General features: G+C 70.1%; 28 protein-coding genes and 3 pseudogenes. 16 read left to right on the top strand and 15 right to left on the bottom strand.

All coding sequences use genetic code 11. The features are described from left to right. Positions 1–83 precede the first annotated feature (83 nt). Together ACFVHB_RS37220 and ACFVHB_RS37225 are read right to left on the bottom strand one after the other, a co-directional pair. Complete coding sequence (locus ACFVHB_RS37220) at positions 84–875, bottom strand: hypothetical protein (RefSeq protein WP_380331526.1); 792 nt, start codon at positions 873–875, stop codon at positions 84–86. Between the two features lie 268 nt (positions 876–1,143). Continuing rightward, positions 1,144–1,482: a hypothetical protein gene (locus ACFVHB_RS37225; protein ID WP_380331529.1), complete on the bottom strand. Its 339-nt coding sequence runs from the start codon at positions 1,480–1,482 to the stop codon at positions 1,144–1,146. Between the two features lie 206 nt (positions 1,483–1,688). Here ACFVHB_RS37225 and ACFVHB_RS37230 point away from each other — a divergent pair, with 206 nt between their 5' ends. Further along, positions 1,689–1,907: a hypothetical protein gene (locus ACFVHB_RS37230; protein WP_380331532.1), complete on the top strand. Its 219-nt coding sequence runs from the start codon at positions 1,689–1,691 to the stop codon at positions 1,905–1,907. A 129-nt stretch (positions 1,908–2,036) separates the two neighbouring features. Here the strand turns inward: ACFVHB_RS37230 and ACFVHB_RS37235 are convergent, their stop codons facing one another. Both ACFVHB_RS37235 and ACFVHB_RS37240 read right to left on the bottom strand, forming a co-directional pair. Continuing rightward, entirely contained in the window at positions 2,037–3,125 is a 1,089-nt protein-coding gene (locus ACFVHB_RS37235; protein WP_380331535.1) for a hypothetical protein, read from the bottom strand. A gap of 167 nt (positions 3,126–3,292) precedes the next feature. Then, complete coding sequence (locus ACFVHB_RS37240; protein WP_380331601.1) at positions 3,293–4,318, bottom strand: XRE family transcriptional regulator; 1,026 nt, start codon at positions 4,316–4,318, stop codon at positions 3,293–3,295. 69 nt (positions 4,319–4,387) lie between these two features. Here ACFVHB_RS37240 and ACFVHB_RS37245 point away from each other — a divergent pair, with 69 nt between their 5' ends. Then, on the top strand, positions 4,388–4,510 hold the full coding sequence (locus ACFVHB_RS37245; protein WP_380331607.1) for a hypothetical protein: 123 nt from the start codon (positions 4,388–4,390) through the stop codon (positions 4,508–4,510). On the opposite strand, the pseudogene ACFVHB_RS37250 reads toward ACFVHB_RS37245, so the two are convergent. Together ACFVHB_RS37250 and ACFVHB_RS37255 are read right to left on the bottom strand one after the other, a co-directional pair. Then, a pseudogene (locus tag ACFVHB_RS37250) lies at positions 4,481–4,618 on the bottom strand (helix-turn-helix domain-containing protein); the annotation flags it as partial. The gene ACFVHB_RS37245 and the pseudogene ACFVHB_RS37250 sit on opposite strands and share 30 nt — an antisense overlap. Positions 4,619–4,702: 84 nt before the next feature. After that, on the bottom strand, positions 4,703–5,377 hold the full coding sequence (locus tag ACFVHB_RS37255; protein ID WP_380331538.1) for a class I SAM-dependent methyltransferase: 675 nt from the start codon (positions 5,375–5,377) through the stop codon (positions 4,703–4,705). A gap of 764 nt (positions 5,378–6,141) precedes the next feature. On the opposite strand from ACFVHB_RS37255, the gene ACFVHB_RS37260 reads away from it, so the two are divergent. From ACFVHB_RS37260 to ACFVHB_RS37275, 4 genes are all read left to right on the top strand, one after another. Next, positions 6,142–7,101, top strand: a complete 960-nt coding sequence (locus tag ACFVHB_RS37260) for a DUF4436 family protein (protein ID WP_380331541.1) — start codon at positions 6,142–6,144, stop codon at positions 7,099–7,101. 210 nt (positions 7,102–7,311) lie between these two features. Beyond that, complete coding sequence (locus tag ACFVHB_RS37265; RefSeq protein WP_380331544.1) at positions 7,312–7,785, top strand: pyridoxal-phosphate dependent enzyme; 474 nt, start codon at positions 7,312–7,314, stop codon at positions 7,783–7,785. A gap of 255 nt (positions 7,786–8,040) precedes the next feature. Further along, complete coding sequence (locus tag ACFVHB_RS37270; RefSeq protein ID WP_380331547.1) at positions 8,041–8,289, top strand: transposase; 249 nt, start codon at positions 8,041–8,043, stop codon at positions 8,287–8,289. 156 nt (positions 8,290–8,445) lie between these two features. Then, a complete protein-coding gene (locus ACFVHB_RS37275; protein WP_380331550.1) occupies positions 8,446–9,051 on the top strand; it encodes a hypothetical protein in 606 nt (201 codons plus the stop codon). Here ACFVHB_RS37275 and ACFVHB_RS37280 read toward each other — a convergent pair. From ACFVHB_RS37280 to ACFVHB_RS37300, 5 genes are all read right to left on the bottom strand, one after another. Beyond that, the gene (locus ACFVHB_RS37280; RefSeq protein WP_380331553.1) at positions 9,032–10,603 is read right to left on the bottom strand and encodes a transposase; all 1,572 of its coding nucleotides are present in this window, start codon (positions 10,601–10,603) and stop codon (positions 9,032–9,034) included. The two genes, ACFVHB_RS37275 and ACFVHB_RS37280, sit on opposite strands and share 20 nt — an antisense overlap. Further along, on the bottom strand, positions 10,557–10,943 hold the full coding sequence (locus tag ACFVHB_RS37285; protein WP_380331556.1) for a transposase: 387 nt from the start codon (positions 10,941–10,943) through the stop codon (positions 10,557–10,559). The genes ACFVHB_RS37280 and ACFVHB_RS37285 overlap by 47 nt, the downstream gene beginning before the upstream one ends. Positions 10,944–11,018: 75 nt before the next feature. Then, on the bottom strand, positions 11,019–11,447 hold the full coding sequence (locus tag ACFVHB_RS37290) for a DUF4240 domain-containing protein (RefSeq protein ID WP_380331559.1): 429 nt from the start codon (positions 11,445–11,447) through the stop codon (positions 11,019–11,021). Positions 11,448–11,706: 259 nt separating this feature from the next. Next, positions 11,707–11,853 carry a hypothetical protein gene (locus ACFVHB_RS37295; protein WP_380331562.1) on the bottom strand — a complete coding sequence of 49 codons (147 nt, stop codon included), beginning with the start codon at positions 11,851–11,853 and terminating at the stop codon, positions 11,707–11,709. 233 nt (positions 11,854–12,086) lie between these two features. Continuing rightward, a complete protein-coding gene (locus tag ACFVHB_RS37300) occupies positions 12,087–12,869 on the bottom strand; it encodes an oxidoreductase (RefSeq protein ID WP_380331565.1) in 783 nt (260 codons plus the stop codon). A 1,188-nt stretch (positions 12,870–14,057) separates the two neighbouring features. On the opposite strand from ACFVHB_RS37300, the gene ACFVHB_RS37305 reads away from it, so the two are divergent. After that, positions 14,058–14,120, top strand: coding sequence for a hypothetical protein (locus ACFVHB_RS37305; protein ID WP_380331604.1), 63 nt, complete (start codon positions 14,058–14,060; stop codon positions 14,118–14,120). A gap of 591 nt (positions 14,121–14,711) precedes the next feature. Continuing rightward, positions 14,712–15,659, top strand: coding sequence for a DUF5996 family protein (locus ACFVHB_RS37310; RefSeq protein WP_380331568.1), 948 nt, complete (start codon positions 14,712–14,714; stop codon positions 15,657–15,659). 26 nt (positions 15,660–15,685) lie between these two features. On the opposite strand, the gene ACFVHB_RS37315 is transcribed toward ACFVHB_RS37310, so the two are convergent. Further along, a complete protein-coding gene (locus tag ACFVHB_RS37315) occupies positions 15,686–16,045 on the bottom strand; it encodes a UBP-type zinc finger domain-containing protein (protein ID WP_380331571.1) in 360 nt (119 codons plus the stop codon). A gap of 758 nt (positions 16,046–16,803) precedes the next feature. On the opposite strand from ACFVHB_RS37315, the gene ACFVHB_RS37320 reads away from it, so the two are divergent. Genes ACFVHB_RS37320 through ACFVHB_RS37330 form a run of 3 tightly spaced genes read left to right on the top strand, consistent with a single transcriptional unit; the run spans position 16,804 to position 18,657 of the window. Next, a complete protein-coding gene (locus tag ACFVHB_RS37320; protein ID WP_380331574.1) occupies positions 16,804–17,103 on the top strand; it encodes a hypothetical protein in 300 nt (99 codons plus the stop codon). Between the two features lie 20 nt (positions 17,104–17,123). Further along, the gene (locus tag ACFVHB_RS37325; RefSeq protein ID WP_380331577.1) at positions 17,124–17,339 is read left to right on the top strand and encodes a hypothetical protein; all 216 of its coding nucleotides are present in this window, start codon (positions 17,124–17,126) and stop codon (positions 17,337–17,339) included. 55 nt (positions 17,340–17,394) lie between these two features. Continuing rightward, positions 17,395–18,657: a YibE/F family protein gene (locus ACFVHB_RS37330; protein ID WP_380331580.1), complete on the top strand. Its 1,263-nt coding sequence runs from the start codon at positions 17,395–17,397 to the stop codon at positions 18,655–18,657. A gap of 457 nt (positions 18,658–19,114) precedes the next feature. Here ACFVHB_RS37330 and ACFVHB_RS37335 read toward each other — a convergent pair whose 3' ends face one another. Next, positions 19,115–20,011 carry an alpha/beta hydrolase gene (locus tag ACFVHB_RS37335; protein WP_380331583.1) on the bottom strand — a complete coding sequence of 299 codons (897 nt, stop codon included), beginning with the start codon at positions 20,009–20,011 and terminating at the stop codon, positions 19,115–19,117. Between the two features lie 118 nt (positions 20,012–20,129). Here ACFVHB_RS37335 and ACFVHB_RS37340 point away from each other — a divergent pair, with 118 nt between their 5' ends. From ACFVHB_RS37340 to ACFVHB_RS37350, 3 genes and pseudogenes are all read left to right on the top strand, one after another. After that, entirely contained in the window at positions 20,130–21,167 is a 1,038-nt protein-coding gene (locus ACFVHB_RS37340; protein WP_380331586.1) for a helix-turn-helix domain-containing protein, read from the top strand. Between the two features lie 171 nt (positions 21,168–21,338). After that, positions 21,339–21,449, top strand: a pseudogene (locus ACFVHB_RS37345) (IS5/IS1182 family transposase); the annotation flags it as partial. Positions 21,450–21,544: 95 nt separating this feature from the next. Then, positions 21,545–22,321: a hypothetical protein gene (locus ACFVHB_RS37350; RefSeq protein WP_380331589.1), complete on the top strand. Its 777-nt coding sequence runs from the start codon at positions 21,545–21,547 to the stop codon at positions 22,319–22,321. A 163-nt stretch (positions 22,322–22,484) separates the two neighbouring features. Here ACFVHB_RS37350 and ACFVHB_RS37355 read toward each other — a convergent pair whose 3' ends face one another. Further along, the gene (locus tag ACFVHB_RS37355) at positions 22,485–22,637 is read right to left on the bottom strand and encodes a hypothetical protein (RefSeq protein WP_380331592.1); all 153 of its coding nucleotides are present in this window, start codon (positions 22,635–22,637) and stop codon (positions 22,485–22,487) included. A 203-nt stretch (positions 22,638–22,840) separates the two neighbouring features. On the opposite strand from ACFVHB_RS37355, the gene ACFVHB_RS37360 reads away from it, so the two are divergent. Both ACFVHB_RS37360 and ACFVHB_RS37365 read left to right on the top strand, forming a co-directional pair. Next, positions 22,841–23,476: a hypothetical protein gene (locus ACFVHB_RS37360; RefSeq protein WP_380331595.1), complete on the top strand. Its 636-nt coding sequence runs from the start codon at positions 22,841–22,843 to the stop codon at positions 23,474–23,476. A 407-nt stretch (positions 23,477–23,883) separates the two neighbouring features. Continuing rightward, positions 23,884–24,255, top strand: a complete 372-nt coding sequence (locus tag ACFVHB_RS37365; protein ID WP_380331598.1) for a hypothetical protein — start codon at positions 23,884–23,886, stop codon at positions 24,253–24,255. Positions 24,256–24,390: 135 nt separating this feature from the next. On the opposite strand, the pseudogene ACFVHB_RS37370 reads toward ACFVHB_RS37365, so the two are convergent. Next, positions 24,391–24,975, bottom strand: a pseudogene (locus ACFVHB_RS37370) (transposase); the annotation flags it as partial. Between the last annotated feature and the right edge of the window lie 101 nt (positions 24,976–25,076).

A 25,076-nucleotide genomic window follows, 5' to 3' on the forward strand; every position in this document is an offset into this window, starting at 1 on the left:
CCTGCGCGATCTGGCACAACCGAGCCACCGGCCGACCCGTCACCCGCTCGCTCATCGCCTACGACCACTGACCGACTTCGGAACTACTCGTCTAGGCCGCATGCGGTGCACTCGAAAATGTAGGGCGTGAACATCACGACGGTCTCGGGCCTGTCCTCAAGGTGGAGGCTGCCGATGAGCCAGCCATCCGAGCTGCAGGCAGGACAGGGCTTGGGTAGGCTGTGATCCATGGCGATCACGCTGAGCTGCCGCGTGATCGTCGCCAGGACGACCTCCCGCTCCTTCGGCTCCAAGTGGCCGTATCGCTGCTCGAAGATGGCTCGTGCCCTGGCGAGCTTGCCTTCCAAGCGGATGCGGGCGGCCCGGACTCGCTCCTCAATCAGCCTGTCGTGCAGGGGCAGATAGCTGCCCCAGTAGGTGTTCGGATCTATCTTCAATTCGGTGAGCAACGGGTCGATCAATCGAAGGCAGGTGGTGAAGACCGTCTGGACCTCGGCGGACTCATGGACGCCGCTGTGAGCGACGCCGTTGCGCGCGTTCGCAACCGGTTCGAGGGCCTGCTTGTTGACGGGCATCTGGTTGCGAAGGATCTTGTGCACTCGGGTATGAGCTTCGACCAGCCCGATGGTCTTCGCCCGGCTCGCGGGGATGGACGTGTGTGCGCCGTGGCCGGTGGCGTGCAGGAGCGAGTCGAAGTCCCGCGCCTCGATGATCAGGGCCGGGTGCAGCGACGAGAGGTAAGCCTTGAGAAGGTGCTCGGCGGCGATCCCGGCATGGTGGACTGCGAAGTCGTATGACTCCGTCCCCTGCGCGAATGCTGCCAAGGCGGCGGTCATCCACCGCTGAGATGAGAGCTGGAGCTGTTCAGAGTGCATGGGCTGGACCCTAAGGCCGATCGACCGGTGAGGGGCCTGGTTTTGTGCCCTCAACTCTGTGGGCGCGACCGCTCGGTAAGCTCGGCCACGTAGCGGGCCCAGCGGCCACCGGACTGGGTCCAGGAGGTGGCGGTCTCGTGGCTGATGCCCAGCAGTTCCGTGAGAACCGCTGTCGGCAGTTGCGTTCGGCGAGTTCACCGACCACCGGGTGCACGAGGTCCCCGACGCCGCCCAGTGGCTTCGGGGCCACGGAGGCGACGACCGGCCCTTACCGGGCCGACCCGGGTCGGCCCTCCCGGCCGCCGGGGATGACCCGCAGGACCGGGCCGGCGGGGGCGAACTCGCCGAGGTCCAAGGCGGCGTCGCTCCAGTTGGCGATCAGCTCCAGCAGCCGCGCGGTGTCGTCGGGGAACGGCGGCGCCTCGGTGCCGGGGACGACAGGCTGCAGGATGGCCGCGGCGAGCCGGACGGCGTGCAGGGCGGTGGTCCCGCGGGGGTCGACCCCGCCGGCGTGCCCGACGCGGCGCAGGGCTTCGAGGCGCTTCTCCAGCTCCAGCAGCATGTCGTAGGCCGGGACGTACGCCGGGTTGCTCCACTCTTCGTTCACCGCGCCTCCCCTCGGTCGGCGGCGTTCGTGTCCTCCGTGTCGGAGCCGTCCGGCTCCGGGGTGTCGGTCCAGATACCGAATGGGCCGGGGCGCCCGGGTTGCTCGGATCCGAGCAGCAGCGCGCCGCGCGACGATCCTGATTCGTGCCTGTGCCTGCACTCCAAAACCTGTCGCGGTGATACCGACCCCTTCGGGATGCTTGCCTCATGCACGTGAATTTCGACGGGGTCACCCCGGTGCCGCGGATGCTGATGCTCAGCGAGTTCTTGCTCCACTCCGACTTCCAGGTCGAGTTGGACGGGCCGGTGTTCGTCGCGGCGGGCGACCGGCTCTCATACGGGGGAGGCCACGTCGTGGTGACTCGCCCTACCGGTGAGCGATGCCGACACGCGGTTCGCGACAGCTACTGGATCTGCCGCCGCTGAATGAGTCTCCTCAGGCGTCGGCCGCCGCGCTGAGCATGGCGATCCCGGCTCGGCCATCTCGGTCTCGGGTGAGTGGTCCTCCGTCGATCTTGTGGGCCAGTCTGTCCGCGTACTCGGTGAGGAGCCACTTCAGCGCGGTGTAGTGCGGTCCGGTGCTTGGGCGCTCGAAGTGGTGCCAGGTTGTTGAGCGGCGGTCGCCCATTCTTGCCGGGTGGGCTCGGGTTGGGCTTGTTCGATTGGGCGGGGAGCGAAGATGTGCTCTCTGCCGGTGACGCAGGTCCAGACGTAGATGGAGGCGATTTGGCGCTTCCGGTCGTCGAGGACTGGCTGTTTCCCGGGGGTTTCGGGCAGCAGGGCGGTCAGCTCTTGCCATGTCTCCTGTGGCAGGGCCCAGTCTTTCAGCGCGTCTCGTCGGCGCTGGTAGTCGACGAGCTGGCTGGCGGTGTCACGAAGGTGCCCGCCCAGTTCGACCACGGCCGCGCGGAACTCCATGGGTGCGTCCCTGGAGCCGGTCGAGAAGCGGTCGTCGTCGATGCCGGTGGGCACCTTGTCCGGTGGGATCCCGAGGAGTTCGGCGGCTTCCCGGTCGGTGCACTTCGCCGAGCAGCGAACGAGTTGGATGGCCGCGCTGCGTCGAAGGAGGCGGTCGTTGATCGGGATGTCGGCGGGACGGATGTAGCGGTCGTACCAGTCCTGTTCCAGGAACGCCGGGATGTGCTGGGGCTCGAAGCCGGGGTTGTAGAGCCATGGGGCCGCACCGAACGTTGGGAAGGTCCGGATCAGCGAGTGGATGATCTCCCGCAGGCGTTCGGAGCACGACTGCTCATGGTGTGCGAAGACTCGCGCGTATCGCTGTCGACTGTGGCTGGTGCGGAATGCCGCGTCGAAGAGGCCGACGATCCTCTGCTGGGGGTTGTCGGCGGACAGTAGGGCGTCGGCGACGCTGATCAGCGTGCCGCAGACCACGGCGTCCTCCGGGGCCCTGTCTCGGGAGAACACGGGCTGGCCGCCCGACCGCGGCTCGTTGTTGCTCCGCTCGAAGTAGGCGTTCATCGCGTCCAGGAGGTCGGAGTCGACCAGGTGGCGGGCCTGAGGCCAGGCGGCCGCGACGAAGCCCTCGCTGCCCGGCACGCGCGCCGGCTGGTCGAGTCCCTTGCACCCGGTCGGCGCCGGCATCGAGCGGGCCCGGGCCGGCGCCCAGGCGGCCGCGGCCGTCACCGAGCTGCTGCGCCATACCGTCGGGGCGAACGTGCGGGCGCAGCGTGGTATCGCCGCCCAGCTCCTCGTCGACCACCTTGGGTCGCAGGCTGCAGCACGAACGGACCTGGGGATCGGGAAGTCGACGTTGTCGGAGCTGTTGTCCGGCCGGTAGGCGAGGCCAGATGTCAGGTGCCGATGGCGCCGGTACGGGCGGCGAAGGGGCGCAGTCCGGGCAGGCGGGCTGGGGAGTGGACGAGGCGGGCGGTGATCGTCCGGACGGACGGCCTGCGTACCTCTTGCGGCGCCACCCGTTCCATCCCCAGCAGTGCCTCGTAGGTCCGCTGGTCCTCTCCGAGCGCGTCCCACATCCGGGCGGTGTCGGTGAAGTACCGTGCGCGTCGTTCTCTGGTCGGCAGCCTTGTCGGGTCGAGGGCGAGGGCGTGCTTCACGCCGGCGTCGGGGTTGCCGAGGGCGGTGGCGATGCCGATGCGGTACAGCGTGCACTGTTCCGCCGTTGCCTCGACGGTGAACAGGTCGCCCGTCATTCCGGCCGGGGCGCGGAGCGCGGTCCGTTCCGCCTCTTCCACCAGGTCGTACGCGGCGGTCCAGTCGCCTCCGGTTGCGGCGGTGTACGCGGCGGTCAGCAGAAGAGACGTGCGGACGGCCAGGGCGTCGGCCGTGGTGGCGCTGTCGAGATCGGCGACGGAGGTGAGGAGCTGGACGGCGGAGGTGATGCGGCCGGAGCGGCGCATGGTGATGGCCAGGACCCGCGCTGCCTCTCCCACGACGATGGAGGAGCCGGAGGCGCGGGCCGCGGTGAGGGCGCGGTCGGCGGTGACCCAGGCGTAGTCGGCGCTGTCCTTCACCGCTAGCTCGGTGGCGAGAACGTGGGCGCGGGCCAGGACGGCATGCGCCTTTTCCCGGCGCTGCCCGCTCGCCGCGTCCCGCTCCGCTTCCGCACCCGAGAGGATGGCGGGCAGGGTTGCACGCAGCTGGTCGTAGCGGGCGGCGCGGAAGTCGCTGCGGGCCCGGGCCAGGGCGGCGGGGAGGCCGGGTAGGCGGACCGGCGTGGCTGGGTTGAACAGCGCCTGCTCCAGCGGGTCCGTCCCGGGAGGGGGAAGAACGGGCTCTGCGCTGGCCTGCGGTGCGCCGCCGACGACCGCCGCGCCGACTCCCGCAGCTCCCAGCGTGAAGAAGCTCCTGCGTCGCACCTTGTCCTCCGACTCTTGGCCTTCCGTCACCCTAGTAGCAACCGATGCCAGTGGCAGGGAAGTTGACGCATGTCCAACGGTGTCGGAGTCGAGGCCGAGACGCTGGGGAGGGATGTCCAGGAACTCCGCGATCCGCAGCAGGGCACCGTCGCCGACCGCCATGCGGCCGTTGAGGATGCGGGACATGGCTGAGGAGGAGTACCCGGCGTACTCCCCGACCTCTGCCAATGTCGCCTTCTTCACCGCCCGGGCGGCACGGAGCACCGCCGGAACGTCCACCTCTACCGTCACCCGCGACACGACCCCTCCCCGAGTCCGGCAGAGCCATCACGGTAGCGATGCGTGGGGGCGTGTAACAGGGCGCATACGTGCCGGCCGCAGTGGCTACGCCTGTGCGCGGACCAGGAGGGTACCCAGCGCGCCAGCCTCGGGGTTGGGGAGCACCTGGGCGTCGATCTCAGCGAACCCGTGGCGCTTGAGGAGGTCGGCCCACTGATCGGCGGTGTGCTGCCAGCGCCGGACGGTGAGCTCCGTCTCCCGGCCCTCCAGCCACTTCCCGCCCATCCGCTGCGCCCCGTACGTCCCGGCCTCCGGCTCGCGGTGGGAGAACGCGAAGACGCCGTCGGCGGCGAGACGCCGGCGGACCCGGGGGAGGAGCTCCTCCGGGTCGGTGAACCAGACGGCGCCCCAGGTGGAGTAGACGGCGTCGAACTCCCGCTCCTCCTGGTCGAGGAACGCTCCGGCCTCCGCGTGGACGAACTCCAGGTTCGGCAGGTCGGTCCAGAAGCCGCGCGCACGGGCCACCTGCACGGCCGAGAAGTCGACGGCGACCACCTCGATGCCGGAGCGGGCGAGGAACGCGGCGTTCTCCCCCTCGGCCGGCCCGAGGTCGAGCGCCCGCTTCGGCATGCCCAGGACCTCCGCCCCCGGGCCGTTGCCGGGGATGCCGGTCCAGTCGAAGCGCTCGGCGGCGGGACGCTCCTGCGGGCCCTCACCTCTGTGCGGCCGGTACCTGTCCCAGTACTGCGGGGCGGAGGTGGGCGGGGAGGCGCTGGGCATGAGGGCCCTCCAGGGGCGGCGGATCGGTGCCGTGTCGAAGTGGGCGCCAACCTACCGCCGTGTTGTGCCGGGGCGGGCGTGGATGGAGGGGTTTCACCGAACGGATGGGGCCCGCAGACACGTACGCAGCGTGTCTGCAGGCCCCACCCGGTGCTTGGGCAGTCAGTGGCAGTTGGAGCCCGCGGCGCCGTCCCCCGAACCGGCACCCGCTCCCGCCCCGGACCCTAACGCCTACCCCGGACCGGACGCCTTGGGCCCCGGGGCACACAACTCCTTTGTCACCCGGCTCGGCGAGATGCTGGTCCGCCGGGGCGGCGGCCGCTTCTACAGCGAGGGCCCCGGCCCGACCTGATCGGACTCCGACCGGGCTGCCACCGAGGCGTTCCAGCGTGCGCAGGGCTGGAGCGGTGACGACGCGGACGGCATCCCCGCCCCCACCACCTGGTCCTAACTCGTCTCCGACCAGGGCAACAACATCCCCGCGCCCGCCCACGGCCGGGGAACGCTCGGCGCCTGGCCCGGCTCGCCGTCCGTGCAACGGCTACACCAACGACGCCGCCAGCGATATGCGCGAGCAGATCGAACGGCTCTTGGCACAGTCCAGCACTCGCCAGTGAGCACTAATAACGGGCCCGACCACAACCGCAGCCACGGGAACCCGGCACCCTGGGATGGCTCTCCCTCGGGGTGCAGCCCCCAGAGACGTGGCGGGTTGCCGCGCGGCGGTCCCGAGCTCACTCATCCCCTCAGGCCAAGCTGATTGAGTGAACGACTTGTCTGCTGCCTCCCCTGAGCCGTCCAAGCCGCCAAAGCGGAAGTGGTCGCGGTTTCGGCGATTCCTTATCATCGGTGGAATTGCCCTGCTCGTTTTGACATCGGTTGCAGCATTCGTCGGAGTGGGACGGATGCTGTACGAGAATGAGAAGGGTTCCCAACAGCGGCAGACGACGGTCGGCTATAAGGAAACGGCAGTGCTGGAACTCGACGTCACTGCGCAGCGGGTCGACACTGATAATCGCCAGCTTCTCCTCAACGTGGTGCCGGTGCCAAGAGGGGCTCTGGCGGGCTCGCCGGCTCGAGCCCTCGCCCAGGATGTGGAAGTGGTAACTACCTCGCCGGTGCTGCCGATCATCCATCTGTCCAAAGGCACGATCCCTACGCCGCTGCAGGTTCCCATTTTGCTGGAAGGCGGACCGGCCAGTGACTACCCCTTTGACCACTATTTGGCTTTCATGATCTGGTTGGCAAAGACTCCGGATGGTGCCCCTGCCGAGACGATGATGGTCTTTAATGAAACCGATCCGTTTTTCAGTGTCGAGCCCTCATTTGACTTTGACACAGCAGTTGTAGTCGTCTTCACTGGACAGGCCGCGTTAGGGGTGAAAGCCAGCCGCTCTCACAGTGTTATTGTGCTTGCGGGGTTCATGGCGCTGGCCATGTGGACACTGGCCCTGGCTGTACTGGGCGGTGCGATCGTGTTGCTTCGTCAGCGTCAACGAATCGTCTGGCCAGCCATGGGTTGGATGGCTGCCACCCTGTTTGCCATTGTCGGCCTGCGCAGCGCGGCACCCGGTTCCCCGGCGATTGGCTCGCTGTTGGACTACACGGCGTTCTTCTGGTCCGAAGCCATCATCACCTTGAGCGTGGCCTTGGTGACAGTGTCCGGCATCCTTGCCGACCGCAGGTACGAACGTGATATAGCCACTGGTGCGCGGGCCGCCTGAGGCGACTGAAACAGTGGGCACCGCTGGACGCTTCCCTAGGCTTGGCGCGGATCCACGATACGGCGCAGCTGCTCCATGGTGGGCAGGGGGCGCGCGCCCCGTCCCCAGGCCGCGTTGATGCGAGTGGCCGCGCGGTCCAGTGCCCTGCGCAGCCCCTGAGGTTGGGGGGCATGCCGGCGGGCCGGAGCGGTGTGCCGCCTTCGACGCCCGGTGTGCCGCTGCGCAGCCACCCCGCCCCTGTCGCACCCGCGGCTGGACCAGCTGGCCGGCCGCAGCGTGGTCTGCAAGGTCGAAGCCCTCCAGCGCAGCGGTTCGTTCAAGTTCCGCAGCGCCTACAACGCCGTGGCGGCCCTCAGCCCCCGTCAGCGGCGGCGCGGCGTGATCGGGGCGTCGTCGGGCAACCACGCCCAGGCCCTCGCCCTGGCCGGCCAGCTGCTGGGCGTTCCCGTCACCGTTGTGGTGCCGCACGATGCGCCGCCGATGAAGGTGGAGGGGGCCCGGGCGCTGGGTGCTGAGGTCGTCGCCTACCACCATCAGCGCGATATCTGGTCGATGAGACGGCCGAATCGCCGTGGCCCACCGGCCACCGTTTTGCCGACCGCACCCGGAGCAGGCACGCGACCGTCCACGCGCTGCTGGAGGCAGGCCACAGCCGGCGCTCGATCCAGCGTCCGCTGGGAATGACCTACGGGACCGTCAAGCGCCTCGCCGACGCGACGCGCCCGGCTTCCGCGGCAGCTACCAGACGGTCCGCGCCTACCTCTACCGGAAGCGCACGTCACCACGGCCCGTCACGGCACAGCCGCCCTCGCCCCGGGTGGTGGCAGGCTGGATCCTCCGCCGACCCGAGAACCTGCCCGAGCAGGAACAACTCCAGCTCAAGCACGTCCTGGCCCACTGTTCGACGCTCTGACACGGCACGTCCGATCCTTCGGAGTCATGCTCACCGAGCGCCGGGGCGAGTGCCTGCCGGAATGGCTCGACGCCGTCCGCAAGGATGACCTGCCCAGCCTCCACACCCTTGCCGCCGGCATCGACCGTGACCGCGACGCTGTCATCGCCGGCCTCACCCTGCCCTGGAACTCCGGCGTCGTCGAAGGGCACGTGAATCGGATCAAGATGCTCAAACGGCAAATGTTCGGTCGTGCGGGCTTCTCGCTCCTCCGAAAGCGCGTCCTTCTGGCCTGACACTACGTGGTCAGCGTCAGGAAGCCAGCTGGTCCGAGCGGGATCAGGCCGAGAAGCAGAGCAGCGGCTGACGATGCGCCCCAGCATCCGCCTTGGCTAAGGTCATGTGCGCGTGCCGCGTCGCGGCAATCCGGTACAGACGATCAGGAGAACGGCGTGGACAGCGAGTCTGAGGGCATGTCTCTCTCACCCCAGGGGATTCGCTGCCTTCAGACTCTGGTCGCACCGCCGGCCAGCGGCGGGAACGCCACCGACTGGTCGCGTATGACCGCGGAGTATGACCACGGATTCCCCGACGACTACCGCGCCTTCATGCAGGTCTACGGTGAGGGAACGTTCGACGACTTCCTATACGTGGATGCTCCCGTCTCCGAGGTCTACACCAACCCTCCCTTTCCAATGAAGGAGGGAACCGACACCGCCTGCTTCACGGCTGAGGAAGAGGACTTCGACGAGCCCGAGCTCCTGATCGCGTGGGGCGGCACGGTGGACGCCGACCTACTGTGCTGGTATGCCTCCGATCCCGATCCCAACCGATGGACGACGGTCATCTGGCGTCGCCACTGGGCATCGCCCGAGAGCTGGATGCGCTTCGACTGCGGCATGGGCGAACTCTTGCGCCGCTATGCAGAGCGCGAGATCCCCCACTTCTGGATCAGCGACCTTCGCTACCAGGGCTCACGGTTCGTCCACAGTCGAGACCAGCGCCGCTGGCGCAGGATGGGCCTCGACCCCTGGGCAGTCAACCCTCTGGTGGCATAGCAAAAGCACCTGCCACGAGACGGCATTGATGACGCAGCGTGTCTGCGACACAGAAGTGATGCTGTTGGTGATCTTCAGCAGCTGTTGGTTTGAGTGCGGTCGATCGTCTGGCGGCAGAGGTTTGTGAAGCGGGTTGCGGGGGTGGTCCGGTTGTCGCCCGGCTGGTGCTGATGGAGGCGGATGATGTTGGTTCCGGCTGCGGTGAGGACGTGCTGGACGTGGGTTTCGCTGTGCCGCGGTAGCGGCAGTGGCGGAGGCCGTGGGCGTGCACGGTCTCGGAGACGGTGGCCTCGCAGCCGGCCCTGAGGGCGTATCGCTCGCGCCATGGCCTGGTCTGCTGGTCGTGTCGCACCCGGTTCTGGATCTCCTGCAGGGGCTGGGGCAGGAGGAGGATGTGCCGGCCCTTGCCGTCGACGTTGCCGGTGCATTTGAGGCGGTCGTCGCCGGCCCGGCAGGTGGCGCGGGGGAAGAGCACCGACATGCGCTCCTGGCCGTCGGAGAGTGTCGGCTTCCAGGGCGGGCTGGTCGCGCCGTTCGGGCAAGTCAACGTTCTTTCCTGCCAGTTGGGTATGAAGTCTTCCTTGTTGAACCCAGGGTGGGCGCGGGAGGTCAGGGCGAGGCGGACCGGGCCGACCAGGTCGATCCCGTGCTCGGTCCTGGCCCGGTGGATGGTGGCCGGGGTGACGTATCCGCCGTCGACCAGGTGCTCGGCCGGGGCGAGACCGCGCGCCGCGAGATCGGCGTGGATCCTCTCCAGGGCGTCGATGTCCTGCTCGGGCGCCGGCGTGGTGGCGACGTGGACGATCACGTTGGGCAGACCGTCGTCGCAGGTCTCGGTCTGGTGATCCTTGTAGCCGACCCACTCGGCCTTACCGGGCTTGTGGCTGAAGCGCGCCTGAGGATCGTGAGGAGAGACGATCTCCACCGACGACCAGGGGACACGTGCCGTCGCCGGATCCGGTCTGCCCTCGGCGGCCGCCCCCGAGGAAGTCGTCCGGCGGGCGGTATGGCGTCGGCTCTGCCTGTCACGGGTCTGCTTCGGCCCACGCCATCGCAGAGCGTCGTGCTCGTCGAACCAGTACTGCTGGACCCAGACCTGCCGCAGCACCTCCACCTGCGGCAGCCGCCGAAGCCTGGCCGGGGTGTCGGGAGCGAGGAGGGCCCGGAACAGCCGCATGCCGTCCTCGCCGACCCTGAGCGCGTACTGCTCTCGCTCCTTGGTCTCCCTGGGAAGCCGGTCATAGCGCACCGGCCGGCCGTAACGTCGGGCCGACTCGTCCGTGACCAGAGTGGAGACCCATTCCTCATCGGCGAAGGCCAGCTCCTCCAGGGCCGCGCGAAGGGTCTCCCCGACGAGCTCGATCCGGTCCAGGCGCCGCACCGCCGCCAGGACGTGCGTGGAGTCGGTCCGCTGCCGCCCGCGCCGCTTGACCAGCCCGGCCTCCGCCAGACGATCGACCATCACCGCCAGAAGCCGGTCCGCCCGATCGCCCTCGGCCATCCGGTCACGGAACTCGCTCAGCACCGAGAAGTCGAAGCCCGGGTCGTCCAACTCCAGCCCCAGGCAGTAATTTCCAGTCCAACCGGCACCGGACGGCCTCGGCGGCCTGCCGGTCGGTGAGATTCTCCGCGTACTGCAGCACCGACACCAGCGCCAGACGAGCCGGCGACAGACCACGACGCCCGTCAGCGGGATACCACTCCCCGAAGTCGTCGTCCGTGAACAGACCTTCCAGGTGATCCCGGACCCACATCGCCGCCGTGCCCCGCGGATTGCTCGCCCGAGCCATCCGCACGGTCAGCGCCGGGATCTCTCGCCCGGACCAGCACCCCATCGCCACCGCACCCACCCCCGCTGAACAGCCCGAACCTCCAGGACAGCACGCAGACATGGCGAGCGGCCGGGAAAACCGGGATCCTCACCCTCTTCGGTGAAGATCCAGGCAGCCTTCGTCTCTATCCGGAGCTCAGCCGGCCCAGCCCTCGGTATTCGAGTACGACTCGAAGGAGTAGCGCGTATCGCGGCCCCACTCCTCGCCGGTGATGCGTTCGTATGCACGGTCCGGCGCGTAGAGCAGGCTCTCGGCCCAGATGTGGTCGATGACGAACGGGGTGAAGGCGGAAGCGTCCTGCAGCACTCTGTCGAATACCGCTCGGCCGGCGGCGACGACCGCGGCGCGCGTGTAGAGGAAGGCGTCCCCCGACAGGTCTTGCCCGTACTCCTTGCGGTCCAGTTGGTAGAGCGCCCAGGACAGTTGTTCCGCGAAGCCCGTGACCAGCGGCAACGAGGACCGGGCGAGGCGCTCAGTGATGTTGGCGGCGAGCAGTTCGGCCGCAGAGTCGGGTCCTGCGGGCCTGCAGTCTTCGATGAGCTGCCAGAAGGTGTCTTCGTTCACGGTGCGAGCATGACGCAGCGGACAGACACTCCCGACCACCGAGCTATCTGGGTGCTGCCGTGAGACCGATGAAGATCACCAACAGCATCCAGAAGTTGAGCCAGAGCCGATGGTCACCTACACAGCCAACCGCCGGCACGGTTGAGGAGTTGAGGAGTTGAGGAGCTGTCCACGCCGGGCACGTACGTCCGCCGCGACGACTTCGACGGGCCTGGTCCGGAGGACGGCCTCAGCGGACGGCCTCCGGGACCCGGCCCGCTCACCGGCTGAGCAGCCAGTGCGGGCCCACCCTCCAGCCGAGGAAGCGGCGGGCAGCGGTGCCGTCCGGGTCGAACCGGTGACCGGCCGCGGCCAGGCGCAGGCCCTCGACGGCCGGGGCGAGGCGTCCGGGGTGCCCGCGGAGCATCTCCGTTGAGCAGAAGCCGATCTCACGGCGCCGGAGCTCGCCCGCAGGATCCGGCGATGTTCCACCGGACGCTGCGAGCGGGACCACCTCGCGTTCGCCCGGCCGGACGCCACCGACGCCGAGCTCCTTTGTGCCGCCGAGGCGGCGCACGGCACGGAGTTCATCGACACGCTGCCGCACGGTTCGACACCATGGGGGCCCCAACTGGTCTGCTTCGGGTGATTCCCTGGGCGTCAGAGTGTCTGGACGAGGCCACCATCGATGACGAAGTCGCTCCCGGTGACGTTGCCCGCCCGGTCACCGGCCAGCAGCACAACGAGGTCGGCGACCTCCTGCGGGAGGCTGAAGCGGCCGGTCGCCGCCTGCGCGACGGCGGCCCGAGCGATGTCCGCCGGATCTCCGCCCGCCGCTTTCGCCGCCGTCGCGGCGACGCCGTCGTCACCGAGCCACAGCGCGGTGGACACCGGCCCCGGGCTGACCGTGTTCACCCGCACCCCGCGCGGACCGACCTCCTTGGAGAGGGCCTTGCAGAAGTTGGAGAGCGCCGCCTTGGCCGCGCAGTAGTCGATGATCGTCGGGTCGGGCAGGAACGCGTTGACCGAGCTCACGGTCACGATCGAGGCGTTGCCGCGCTCGATCAGATGGGGCAGGGCCGCTCGCGTGGTCCGGACTGCGGCGAGAAAGTTGATCGTCAGTCCCTGGATCCAGTCGTCGTCGGTCACCGACACGAGGCCGGTCAGCCGGAGGCGTACCGCGCCGACGTTGTTGACCAGGATGTCCAGTCCGCCGAACCGGGACACCGCCTCCTCGACCGCGACTGCGGGGCCGTCCGCCGTCGTGAGGTCGGCGGACACCGGGTGAACCTGCGGGGTGAGCTCGGTCAGCGGACCCGTGGTACCGCGCGCCACCGCGACCACGTTCGCGCCTTCGGCGGCGAGCGCCCGCGTCACGGCGAGACCGATCCCCTTGCTGGCCCCGGTGACGAGGGCGACCTTGCCCGAGAGGTGCAAGTCCATCGGAGACTCCTCAGGTGGTACCGCAGGGCGCGCCCGCGGTGCGACGGTGCTGCGCCGGAATGCGCGCGAGGACCGGCTGCCGTGCACGTGAGGTCAGGCCCGCTCGATGGCGGCTCTGGTCCGGCGTCCGAAGTCGGCGGCTCCTCGCGGTGGGCTCGGCTGGCGCTTCACAGCCAGGATTCCAGAGTGTCCCGGCCCACGCCTCCCGGTCGCGGGGGCGCAGCCTCAGTACGGCGGCGCCGGGGCTCACATCTGGGTGTCGCCGCCAGCGCGGCTGTCGGGGCTGTCGGCGGACAGCAGGTGTTCGGCGCCGCATTCGAGGACCTCGGCCGTCTCGGTGGAGCGGGAGCATGGTCTTCTCGTAGAGCGGACGACTTCGTCGACGGAGGTGCAGTCGGCGAGAGCGCTCGCCGTCGAGCTCGAGGCCGCCACCGCCGCCCGGCCCGCGCCGCCGAGCTGCCGGCCGGATGAACCGGACCGCTTGACGCGGGCTCGCCCCGGACGCGCCGAACGGGCGCTATCCCACACCGTCCGCCCGCCCCGCACCCGGTTGCCGTGGTCGCCCGCCACTCTGTGAGGCCGAGCTGCACACCGCGCTGGCCACCTACGAGGACCGGACTGCTGTAGGGCGCGAGGCCTTCGAGGACCTGGACGACGACGTCCTCACCGAGGCCGCCGTCGAGGCCCGAGAATTCGGCCCCGGCGGCCGCCGTCGACGAACTGGTGCGCGGCCTGATTGGACGTCACCGAAGGGCGCGAGAGGCTTCATGGCGAGCTGGTAGCCGTCGTCTGAGGAGATGTTTGCCCGGCGACGGTCAGAAGCAATGGCTGCTGCTGGGCAGCGATGGTGTAGCCGGCGCCGGTACCAGCGCAGCAATCGATCTCGGTGAGGGCCCGACCGAGCTGATGCTGGATGCCGAGCTCGCGTGCTTGTCGATGAGTTTAACGGGCAGGCAAGCGTGGACGAGACCGAACGTTCGATCACACCGACGATCTGCAGCTGACCCCTGCGGGTGCGGGGGGCTCGACAACACCAGTCTCTTGACCTTGCTGCGTCCGGGCCGGCACGTCCTCCTGGACCTGACCGGCCGCAAGGTCCTCCACGCGCCCTGCCACCGTGCGGCCGCCACCGAACGCCCCGACGACTGGTGAGACGTCCGCGCCGCGCTCATACGACCCGATGGCCATGTGGCCTGGGCAAGCGACGAGCCGGACGACGAAACGCTGGATGAACGACGAAACGCTGGATGAAGAGGTGGGAAAGGCCCTGTCCGCCACCCCGCCCAGGAGGTCGCCCAGGGCTCGGCTGCCGTCGGAGACGTCGATGTGATCGAACAAGGGCGTACGGGGGAACTTGTTCTGCTCGTTCTGCGAGGTCTGGTCCTCGTCCCGGCCGAGCGCGGCGATGTGGACCAGTGCGCCCACGCGGTCGTGGACGCCGGGCTTGGTGGTCAGGGTCCCGCCGTAGGAGTGACCGGCCAGGACGACCGGGCCGGGCACGTGGTTGATGGAGCGGGTGACACCCTCGACGTCGCTCTCGAGCGAGTCGAGGCCGTGCTGCGAGGCTGATACATCGTGCCCCTCGGCCTGGAGCGCTGGGGTGAGCTTGTTGAGGCACGACCCGTCGGCCCAGAGTCCGTCGGCGAAGACGATGCTGGCCTTGCTGGCCATGGGTTCCTCATTTCGTCGGACATCGAGCCATGGTGGTCCGGCTACGCCAAGTGCCCACGCCATGACTCATCGCAGTCGATCGCGGCCGCTGGCCCTTCCCGCATCCTTCTGCGGGTTCGGACCGCCGTGGTCATCATGGAACTGCGGCCGAACGGGCAGGAGTGATGCGCGATGGAGCTGTTCCCGCCGATGCCGCTCGCCGAGTGGCGGGACACCAAGGAGACGCTGCACCGCTTCACGCAGGTGGTGGGCAAGATCCGCCTGGCGGCGAGCGTGCGCCGCAACCACTGGTGGAACGTCCCGTTCCACCTCACCGGGCGCGGCATCACCACGCGGCCCATGGGGCAGGTCGACGGCAACCCGATCTTCACCATCGACTTCGACTTCGTCGACCACCGGCTGGTCGTGGCGACGGCGGACGGCGGGACGCAGTCCTTCCCGCTCACCGGCCAGTCCGTGGCCTCGTTCCACCGGCAGACCCTGGAGGCGCTGGCGGCGTTGGGCGTCCGGATGGAGCTCCGGGTCCCCCGGCCGTACCGCCTGGCCGACTCCGACCGGCCGTTCGCCGAGGACTTCGAGCACGCGACGTACGATCCCGCCTGGGCCAATCGCCACTGGCAGGTGCTCAACCAGGTCGCCCTGGTGCTGGAGGAGTTCGCGGCGCGCTTCTCCGGCAAGGTCAGCCCCGTGCACCTGTTCTGGCACTCGTTCGACATCGCCCACACCCGGTTCTCGGGACGTACCGTCGACCAGCCGGCGCAGGTGGACCCGGTGACGCGCGAGGCGTACTCCCGGGAGCTGATCAGCTTCGGGTTCTGGTTCGGGGACGAGAACCTGGGCGAACCGGCCTTCTACTCCTACACGGCCCCCGAGCCCGCCCACCTCGCCGAGGACCCGCTCACCCCCGCGTCCGCGAAGTGGACCGCGCTGGGCGGCAGCCACCTTGCCGTCCTGCCGTACGCGGCGGCACGGACGGAAACCGATCCGAGGGCGGCCGTCCTCGCCTTCTACGAGGGCGCGTACCGGGCCGGAGCCATGCGGGCCGGCTGGGACGTCGACGGCCTCGCCTGCCCCGGCGGAGTCACCGACCCGCGCCGCCTGCCGGCCGAGCCGCCCTGAGTCCGCCGCGAGATCCCCTCAGCTCGTCAGTGCAGGTGCGACTGCCAGTCTGCGGGGACCTTGCCCAGCGGGCCGGGCGTCGGCTGCGAGAGCGGGTGCGCGGCGGGCGCCGCCAGTTGCGGCCCCTCGTAGTACTCCTCGGTCTCGACGTTCCACAGCCAATCCTCACCCGGCTCGAAGCTCGCCAGGAACGGGTGGCCCGCCTCGCGGGCGTGCCTCGTCCCGTGCTGCGAGGGCGAGGAGTCGCAGCAGCCGATGTGCCCGCACGCGGCGCAGCGCCGCAGGTGGAACCACCACCCCGGCCCCTCCCCCGCCAGGCACTCCGCACACCCGTCGCCGCTCGGCCGCACGGAGGGATCGATCCCTCGGATCTCGCTGTCAGCCATCGGACCCGCCTCCCGACGAGGCTCGGCCGGGCGCCGGTTCGGCACGTCGACGCGGAAGCCATCGGACTGTCTATCCGAATGCAACGAGCCGGCGCGCACGGAGATTCCGCGCGGGGCAGCGCCGGGAGCCCGGAGGTGATCTTGGCAATCGCTTGTCCGGACCGGCCGCGGCAGGCCCCGGGGCCTGCCGCAGGGCCGCCAGGGGTGTCCGTCTCCGTGCCTGCCCACCCCGTTTCCTCCACGCTACCCACGTCCACCGGGGCGCCGACGGGGGCCGACCGCTCAAACCGGTCCCCGCCGGACGCCCGACCGTGTGACCGCCCGCAACCAGGGCACTCCCCGGCGCGAGGCCGGCCCGCTCACACGGGCGGGTTGGCGCCGAGCGCGATCAGCAGCCCCATCTACGGGCGGAACCGGGCGTCGGGGCGCCGGATCCGGGTAGTCGATGGGACGGGCGGGGTCGAGTAGAGGAGAGCTGAGATCATGACCGCCGTTTCCCCGGCAACCGTGTCGCTGCCGCCGACGCCGCCCCCGCCGGGGCGACCGCCTCACCGGCCGGCACCGCTCCTGCCGGACCTGCCGCCGCCCCCGGGCTGCGAGGCCCTGCCGATCAGGACCGGCCGTCAGAGGGCAGGCGTGTCCTGACGGCCGCGGGACCTGACTGGCAGGCCGTGTCGTGCACTCCCCGGGCGCCGGAGTCCGCACGGTTACGGTGGGCCCATGTCCAGCGAGGAACCGGCCCGGGCTGGCGTCCGGACGTGGCCGAGGTGGAGGCCGCGATCGTGCGCCTGGAGAGCGGGCCCCAGCCGCTCTCCCCCACGCTGCGGGGCGCACTGGCCGCCTACGAGTGGGCAGCCGGCCACCGGCACGCGGCTCCGGTCAGCGGTGCGCAACAGGTAGGAAACCGCCCCCAAACCGCCCAGTTGAAGGGCGAGCAACGCGCGGCCCTGCGAGCCACGGACAACCGGACGGACCTCGGCCCGCAGGAGCACGACTTCGCGCTCGGAGTGGTCCGGGCCCTGGCCTGGCTGATCGGATACAGCGCCGACCCGCCCTGATCCCGGGCTCGCGCACAGCGGTGAGCCGGACCGCCGACGACCCGGCCGGCCACCAGCAGACGGTGTTCGTGACCTCGTTGTCGGATCGGTTCGACGCCGACGTGCCGCTCGATGCGGGATTCACGGTGGTCGTCGTCCTGCGCACTGACGACGCGCCCGTCCTGCGGGACCGCCGCCTGATGCCCGGGTGCCCCGTGGTCGCGCCTGCCGCGATCCCACCGGACCGGGGACGATGATGGTCTGTGCCCGTTGCTCCGGCTGTGCGGTCGGCCGATCTCGAGGAGTCTCGACGTGGACGTGGAACAGCCGGACGGCGACCACCCGCACGGCGGGGGCGCGGCGGCGCCGCACTCGCACGCGCACGGCCCGGCCACTCCCGTCTCCGCCCACCTCCGCCGGGTGATCGCGGCCGTGCTGATCCCGTTCGCCGTGGCGGTCGTGGTCGGGCTGATCCTGCTGTGGCCGGGCGGTGTGCCCGCGCACGAGCGCACCGGCGTCGGTTTCGACCAGCAGGTCCAGCACGGCAAGGTCACGAAGGTGGAGGAACTGCCCTGCAGCGCCGTCAACCCCGCCGACCAGGGCACCTGCCAGCAGGACGCCATCGAGGTCACCACCGGGCCGGACAAGGGACGCACCTTCACCACCGTCGTCCACCCGGCCGAGCCGCGCCACTACAGCGTCGGCGAGGAGGTGGTGCTGACGTACGCGCCCGACGCACCGGCCGAGCTCCAGTACACCGTGGTCGACGTGGACCGTGACGTCCCGATGGCGCTGCTGGCCGGGCTGTTCGCGGTGGCGGTCCTGCTGGTCGGGCGCTGGCGCGGGCTGACCGCGCTGATCGCGCTGGCGATCAGCTTCGCGGTGCTGTCGCTGTTCATCCTGCCCGCGATCCTGCACGGTTCGGACCCGCTGCTGGTCGCGGTGGTCGGGGCCAGCGCGATCATGCTGGTCGCACTCTACCTGTGCCACGGGCTCTCCGCCCGGACGTCGGTGGCGGTGCTCGGCACGCTGGTCTCGCTGGTGCTGATCGGGGTGCTGGGGTCGGTCTTCACCTCCTGGGCCCATCTGACGGGCAACACGTCGGAGGAGACCGGCCTCATCCACGATCTGTACCCCAACATCGAGATCCGCGGCCTGCTGCTGGCCGGCTTCATCATCGGGTCCCTCGGCGTGCTCGACGACGTCACGGTCACCCAGACCAGCTCCGTGTGGGAGCTGCACCAGGCCGACCCGGCGATGGGTGCCCGCAAGCTCTACCGCGCGGGGATGCGGATCGGGCGTGACCACATCGCTTCCACGGTCAACACCCTGGTGCTCGCCTACGCGGGCGCGGCGCTTCCGCTGCTGCTGCTCTTCTCGGTCGCCCACCGCGACGTGCTGTCGGTGGCCACCAGCGAGTTGGTGGCCGAGGAGATCGCCCGCACGCTGGTCGGCAGCATCGGCCTGGTCGCGTCGGTGCCGGTCACCACCGTGCTCGCCGCGCTGATCGCCTCGGCCGACCACCCGGCGGAGCCGCTGACGACCGGTCGCGGCAGGCGGCGCCGACCCCGCTGAGCGCTTCGCGTCCGTACCGGGAACGCACGGGTCGCGGAGGTTCAGGCCCCCAGTGGCGAACGTGGGTTACCGGTCGCACGAACGGCAGCGGAAGGCGCAGGTTCTGCAGAGATCCCTGGAGCAATGACCGAAAGTGACTGCCTCTCGTCATCCGGTCACAGCGCTCGGCAACAGTCCCCCATAGCGCGATCGCACCAGCTCGGCCGCGCAGGCCCCACTGGTCGAGGCCCGGAGTGGATGAGGGCGGTCCGGTATTGATCCACTCGGTGTGGACGGCGCTGGCCGGCAACCGGCTGCGTTGGCAGCGGATGCACTGGTGCGGCTCGCGCCGCTCCCCCGCCGACCGGGCCGGGGCCGCCAGCCCCCGGCCCTGGCCCGGGCCCCGCGTCCCGGCCCCGGCCCTGGCCCCGCGTCCCAGCCCCGGCCCCGGCCCCGGCTCCCCGGCCCCGAATCCTCGTCAGTCCGCCAGCGCTCGGCGCAGTACCGCGCCCAGCGCGGCGATCTGGCGCTGCGACACCTCGGCGGACTGGATCGCCTGGGATCCGTGGAAGGTGCCCGGCCACTGGTGCAGTTCGACGCTCACGCCGGCCTGCAGCAGGCGCAGCGCGTAGTCGATGCCCTCGTCGCGGTTGGGGTCGAACTCGGCGGTGGCGACGTACGCGGGCGGCAGGCCGGTCAGGTCGGTGGCGAGGGCCGGGGCCGCGTACGGGGTGGCCGGTTGGCCGCCCAGGTAGTGGTCCATGGCGGCGATCCGCACGGCGCGGTTGTTCCACGGCGTGTCGGTGAAGTTCCGGGCGGACCAGGTCCGGTGGCGGTCGTCGAGGATGGCCTCGTTGAGGAGCTGGAAGCGGATCCGCGGGCCGTGCTCGTCGCGGGAGCGCAGGGCGGTGGCGGCCGCCAGGTTGGCGCCGGCGCTGTGGCCGCCGACCGCGATCCGGTCGGCGTCGATGTCGAGTTCGGCGGCGTGGTCGGCCGCCCAGACCAGTACGGCGTAGCAGTCGTCGAGGGCGGCGGGGAAGCGGTGTTCGGGGGCGCGGCGGTAGCCGACCGAGATCACCACGGCCCCGGCGTCCTGGGCGATCCGGGTGGCCCAGGGGTGTTCGGCGTCCAGGCCGCCGAAGACGAACCCGCCGCCGTGCAGCCACACCACGGCGCCGCGGGCCTGCCGGGGGCGGTAGATCCGCACGGGCACGTCGGGGTCGCCGGGGACGGTGCGGTCCTCGATGGCCAGGCCCGTGGTGTCGAGCGGCGGCCGGCTCGCGGCGAGCGAGTCGAACAGGTGACGGGTGCCGACCGGGTCGGCCATGTCGACCTTGGGCAGCAGGTGGACGAATGCTTCGAGTTCGGGATCCATGCCGTTCATCCTGGCGGCCGGGGCCCGCCGGGTCGTCCGCCGCCCGTCGCGTCTTCCGGCCGTTCCACGCACCGCTCGGCGCGTCCGGCGGGCCGGCCGGCGGTCCTATGCTCACGGCATGGAGGCATTGGCCGAACGGCTGTCGCAGCTGGACCCGGAGGTCCGGGGGACGGTGCAGGTGGTGGCGTTCTACGACACGCTGATGCGCCGTCGGGTGGACCTGCCGGCCCTGGCCCGGGCCTCGGCGGGCCTGGCGGAGTGCCCGGCGGGCATCCGGATCGGCGCGGCGGGGCGTCCGATCCGGATGGCGCCGGACGGCCGGGAGGCCGCGGACCCGCCGGCGGCGGCCTCCAGCACAGGGCCGGTCACCCTGGACGAGGAGGAGATCGGCGCGGTGTGGCTGGAGCGGCCGGGGGCACCGCATCCGCTGGACGTGGTCCTGCTCGACCGCCTGGCGATCGCCGTCGCCGCGGCCGTGGAACGCTACGGCCCGGCGCGCGCCACGATGGCCGACCCCGCGCTGGTCGAACTGGCCGTCAGTTCGGAGACGGACGAGGCGTCCAGGGCACGGGCGCTGCGCCTACTGGGCTTCCCCGGGGACCGGCCGGTGCGGGTGGCCGCGGTGCGCTCGCCACTGCCGCTCGGCCGGGTCGCGGGGCAGCTCTGCCCGGACCGGCCGGTGAAGGCCGCCCTACTCGGCGGCGTCGGCGTGCTGCTGGCCGCCGACCTGGACGGGGCGCGCTGGCCCGCCGACATGCGGGCCGGCCTGGGCGCCGACCCGCGCCCCGAGCTGGCCTGGGCCGAGGCCCGCACCGCGCTGCGCTTCACCACCGCCCGCGAGCCGGTGGTCCGGTACGCCGACCTCGGCGCGCTGGCCCTGCTGGCCGCCGTCCCTACGGAAGCGGCCCGCCGCAACCCCGACGTGGCGGCGCTCAGCCGCCTCGCCGCCACCGCCCCGGAGGACCTGGAGACCCTCGACGCCTACTGCGCCACCGGCTCGCACCGCGCCGCCGCCGAGCTGCTCCACCTCCACCACAGCAGCGTCGCCCGCCGCCTCGACCGCATCGCCACCTCCCTCGGCCTCGACCTGACCACCCCCGCCGGCGTGGCCCGCGCCACCACCGCCCTCACCGTCCACCGCCTACTGGACGACTAGCCATCCCCAACTGCCCTCGCTCGTCGACCCGTTCACCCCGAGCCGGTGCACCTTCGCGCGCCGGCCTCAGCCGGTCGGCAGCGAGGCGACCACGGGCCAGGGCGTCGTAGAAACCTCCGTGACCGCGACGGTGCTCGCCCACCAGCGAGCGTTCCACCAGCGACCTGCAACAGGCCCCGACGACTGTTCGCCGATCGCGGCTACGACTTCGACGAGTACCGCCGCCTCCGCTGGAATCGCAGCACCAAGCCTCTGATCGCACGCCGTGACGTCGCCCACGGGATCAGCTCCTTGCCCGGCAGGCCCGAAACCCGGATGCATCGGCACACCATCGTTCGACAGGATGTGGTGGATCAACGAACGCGAAGGAAAGTCTGATGTCGAAGTACGACATGCTCGTCGTCCTGCCGTCGATGCCGCCCGAGCGGTACCGCGAAGCCGCGGTCGCGGCCCTGATGCCGTACTACAGCGAACTCGAGATGCCCGAGTACCGGGACTACGAGCCAGCGGATCCCAACAGCGTGTACTGGGTGCAGGTGAACAAGGAGCGCGGCATCCTGCCGGACCGGGAGGCCCTCGGCTGGAGCGAGATCGCCGACTCGATGAACTCCTGGACCGGGAAAGTCCCCGGCGACGACGGCTACCTCTACGTCGACGAGGCCGGATGCGGGTACCACCTCGCCACCCACAACCCGCAGGGCAAGTGGGACGGCCTGGGTCTGCGCCTCGAGGGCCCGCGTCTGCTGCACCGGCCGGACGCCGCCGGGGATCCGCTGCTGGCCATGTACGAATACGGTGAAGTACCCCAGGACCGTGACCTCCTCGCCGGCCTGCCGAACCGCTGCGACGGCGGCCCGCGCGGACTGCTGGACTTCGAGGCGCTGCGCGCCGCGCACGAGCGACTTGCCGGGGAGCGGCACGACGCGTGGGTGGCCGGTGGCGACAATCCGACAGCCTGGCCGTTCTGGTTCACCGAGGACCGCGCCGAGAACCTCGCCCTGGCGCGCGCCAACGCGGTGCCCGGCTACGCGCTGCTGCGGCTCGACGGAAGTTGGATCGACAAGCGCGAGGACGGCTACCTGCAGAACGCCAACGCCTACCTGGATGCCCTCGACCCGGACTCCGTGGTGCTGGACGTGTCCTGCCACTGCTGACCGGAAGCCAGATGCGGCCGTGACCACACGGGAGCAACGATGACGAGAAACGAACCGGTGGCCTGACGGCCGCTCCAGCACTCGGCGCCGGCGAGGAAGAGATCTCACTGCCCGTTCTGCCCTGGCCAACGGCCTTGCCCTCCCGGCATGCCCCCGACCGGGATCACCCGTTGGCGGGCGCGGTCGGCCGGACCAGAGCGTCGGCGGCGAGGCCTTCGGCGAGCGCCAGGCGCAGCAGGGTCGGGGCGTCGGCAGGGTTGGCGGACAGCAGCGGCCCGACCAGGTAGCACGCCGACTGCTCGAACAGCTCCGGCAAGACCTCGCAGCTGGGCGCCGGCACCTGAGGGGCGGGATGTAGCAGGCCGCCCCCCGCCGCCACAGAGCCTGCCCCACCGTGACCGGTGACAGCGGTCATCACAGCCGTCACCATCTGATGCGGTGGCGGGACGCGGGGTTGTGCTGGCCAGATGGGGGCGGTTTCATAGCGGTCTGCAGGGCGGGCACAGCGGGGGGTCGTAGATGCTGGCAAGGGAGTACGGGTACCAGGTCTCACCGCGTTCTGCGGCCGAAACGACTCCCGAGGTACAGCAACGTCTGGAGCAAGCCGTTGAGCAGCGGGTGGCGGCACTCCGCAAGTCACCGGCGTATTTCGGCTGGTTCGTCGGCATGTGCGGTGCTTTGGGTTGGTGGATAGACAACCCTCCCGCAGGGATGTTCCCCGTGGGTCTTGCATTCGGGCTCTTGGCATACGGAATCGCATGGCTGGGAACCCGTGCCGGTCTGAGGAAGCCCCAGCCCTGGCGGGAGATCCTGGGAACCCATCCCTGGCAGGTCTGGCCTTGCCGGATGGAGGAGGTTCCGGGTGAGACGAGCAAGCGGCTCCTGCTGCTTGCCCCGGACGGTGCTGCGGCGGCGGCTTTCCGAGGTGAGGTGCCAGATCAGGTCTGGCGAGGAATGACGGATGGCCGGGGCATCGTATGGATTGCAGGTGATCTTCGGTTCGACGGCTTCGCCGCGCTGCCTGGCGGAGACCCGTGCTGGTACATCCAACCGGTGCCAACGGTGTCTGGAGGCAACGGCGGCTTATCAGAAGAAGCACAGCGACAAATGGTTCGTACCGCCATGACCTTTGCTTTCGACCAGTGGATCAATTGATCGCGGTCGGCGCCGCCCATCCCTCCGCCGGGCGGCCCATGGTGAACCTGGCATAACGACCGGTTCGGTCCGGCCGCCCCGGCTCCACAGCCGGCGGTCGGTGTCAGTGGTCCGCTTCTATTGGGCTTGATTACCGATCATATCGATTCTCAGGCCACTCCGCATACTGCACATTAGACCACGATCGGCATATCCCGCACGTCCCGCTGTGGACTCGGTTAGCCTTGTGGCAATTGATGCCTGCTGAACGTTCGAGGTATGCGGGGAACATGAGACTCATTCATCCAGCCAATCCAGGCACAATGCCCTGCAGGTTCTCCAAGGCCATAGTAGAGCGCGATCTGCAGTGCTAGGTTGCAAATCGGACGGTCTGGCCAGATCGCCCCCGCGCTTCAAGGGAGGCAGAAGTGATCGCAGTCAAGGCGAGGAAGATCGTATCGGTGGCTGGCATCGTGGCGGCGCTCCTAACCCTCGGATCCGGTGGGGCGGCGGCAGCACACCCGACGGAGGCTGCTACGGCGGGTCGCACGTACTACGGCACGTACCAGAAGTCCGACGGCTGCGTCTACATCAGGACCACGAGCGGGTCCTACTACATCCTCGTCGGATACAGGGAGGGTGGAAATGGCGGCCTCTATAAGGTGGGCGGCGGCTTCATTGCCTACCCGGGCTGGCGGATTCAGGTGAACAACGGTGTGGCCAGGTCGCAGACCGGCACTACCTTGTGCACCACCCATGGTGGTGCAACGATGACATCCACTTCGATCTACTCCTACTAGTAGTATTTCGTTAGGTCTGAGTCCTTTGGCTGTGGCGTTGTCGCGGTGGGATGGGTAAGTCGCGGTGGCAGGTGGGGCATTCGCCGGTCCAGGCCCGTATGAGGTCCTGGATGGCGTCGAGGACTCGGTAGAAGGTCAGAGCGGCGTCTCGACTTTTGGGTCGAGGCGCCGCAGGGTGAGGAAGGCGTGGGCGGCGGTGACCAGGGTGACGTGGTGGTGCCAGCCTCGCCAGGTGCGTCCCTCGAAGTGGTCCAGGCCCAGGCCGTGCTTCATCTCGCGGTAGTCGTGTTCGATGCGCCAGCGGATCTTGGCCAGGCGTACGAGCCGGCGGATCGCGGTGTCGGGCGGGAGGTTGGTGAGCCAGTAGTCGGTGGGGGCCTCGGAGTCCGATGGCCATTCGACCAGGAGGGTCTCGGCCGGAAGAACGCCGTCCCAGGCCGCGCTGCCGCCCGCGTCGTCGGCGGCGAGCGCGCGGGGGATCTTTCCGGCGGGCCGTACCTGTAGGGCACGGAACCGTGAACACATCGCGCCGCGGCTGCCCTGGCGCCAGGTGACCTGCCGAAACGCCCGACGGCCGTCCGCGGTGGCGAGCTCGTGCAGGGCAGTGGAGTCCGTGCGGTAGCGGGGCAGCGTGCGGCGGCCGGCGCCGCCGTAGGCGGGGGCCACCGGCTCGGCGTCGAAGCGGTGCGCGGTCTCGTCCCCGCGCACCGCCACGATGAAGTACCACTAGGGCGCGTATTCGGTCGTGATCAATCTGTGCGATTCACCCTCGCGGCGGGTTCTGATCCGGTAGACCGTGGTGCGTGACGCGAGCGCAACTG

Source organism: Kitasatospora sp. NPDC127111 (assembly GCF_042677465.1).
GTDB lineage: Bacteria > Actinomycetota > Actinomycetes > Streptomycetales > Streptomycetaceae > Kitasatospora.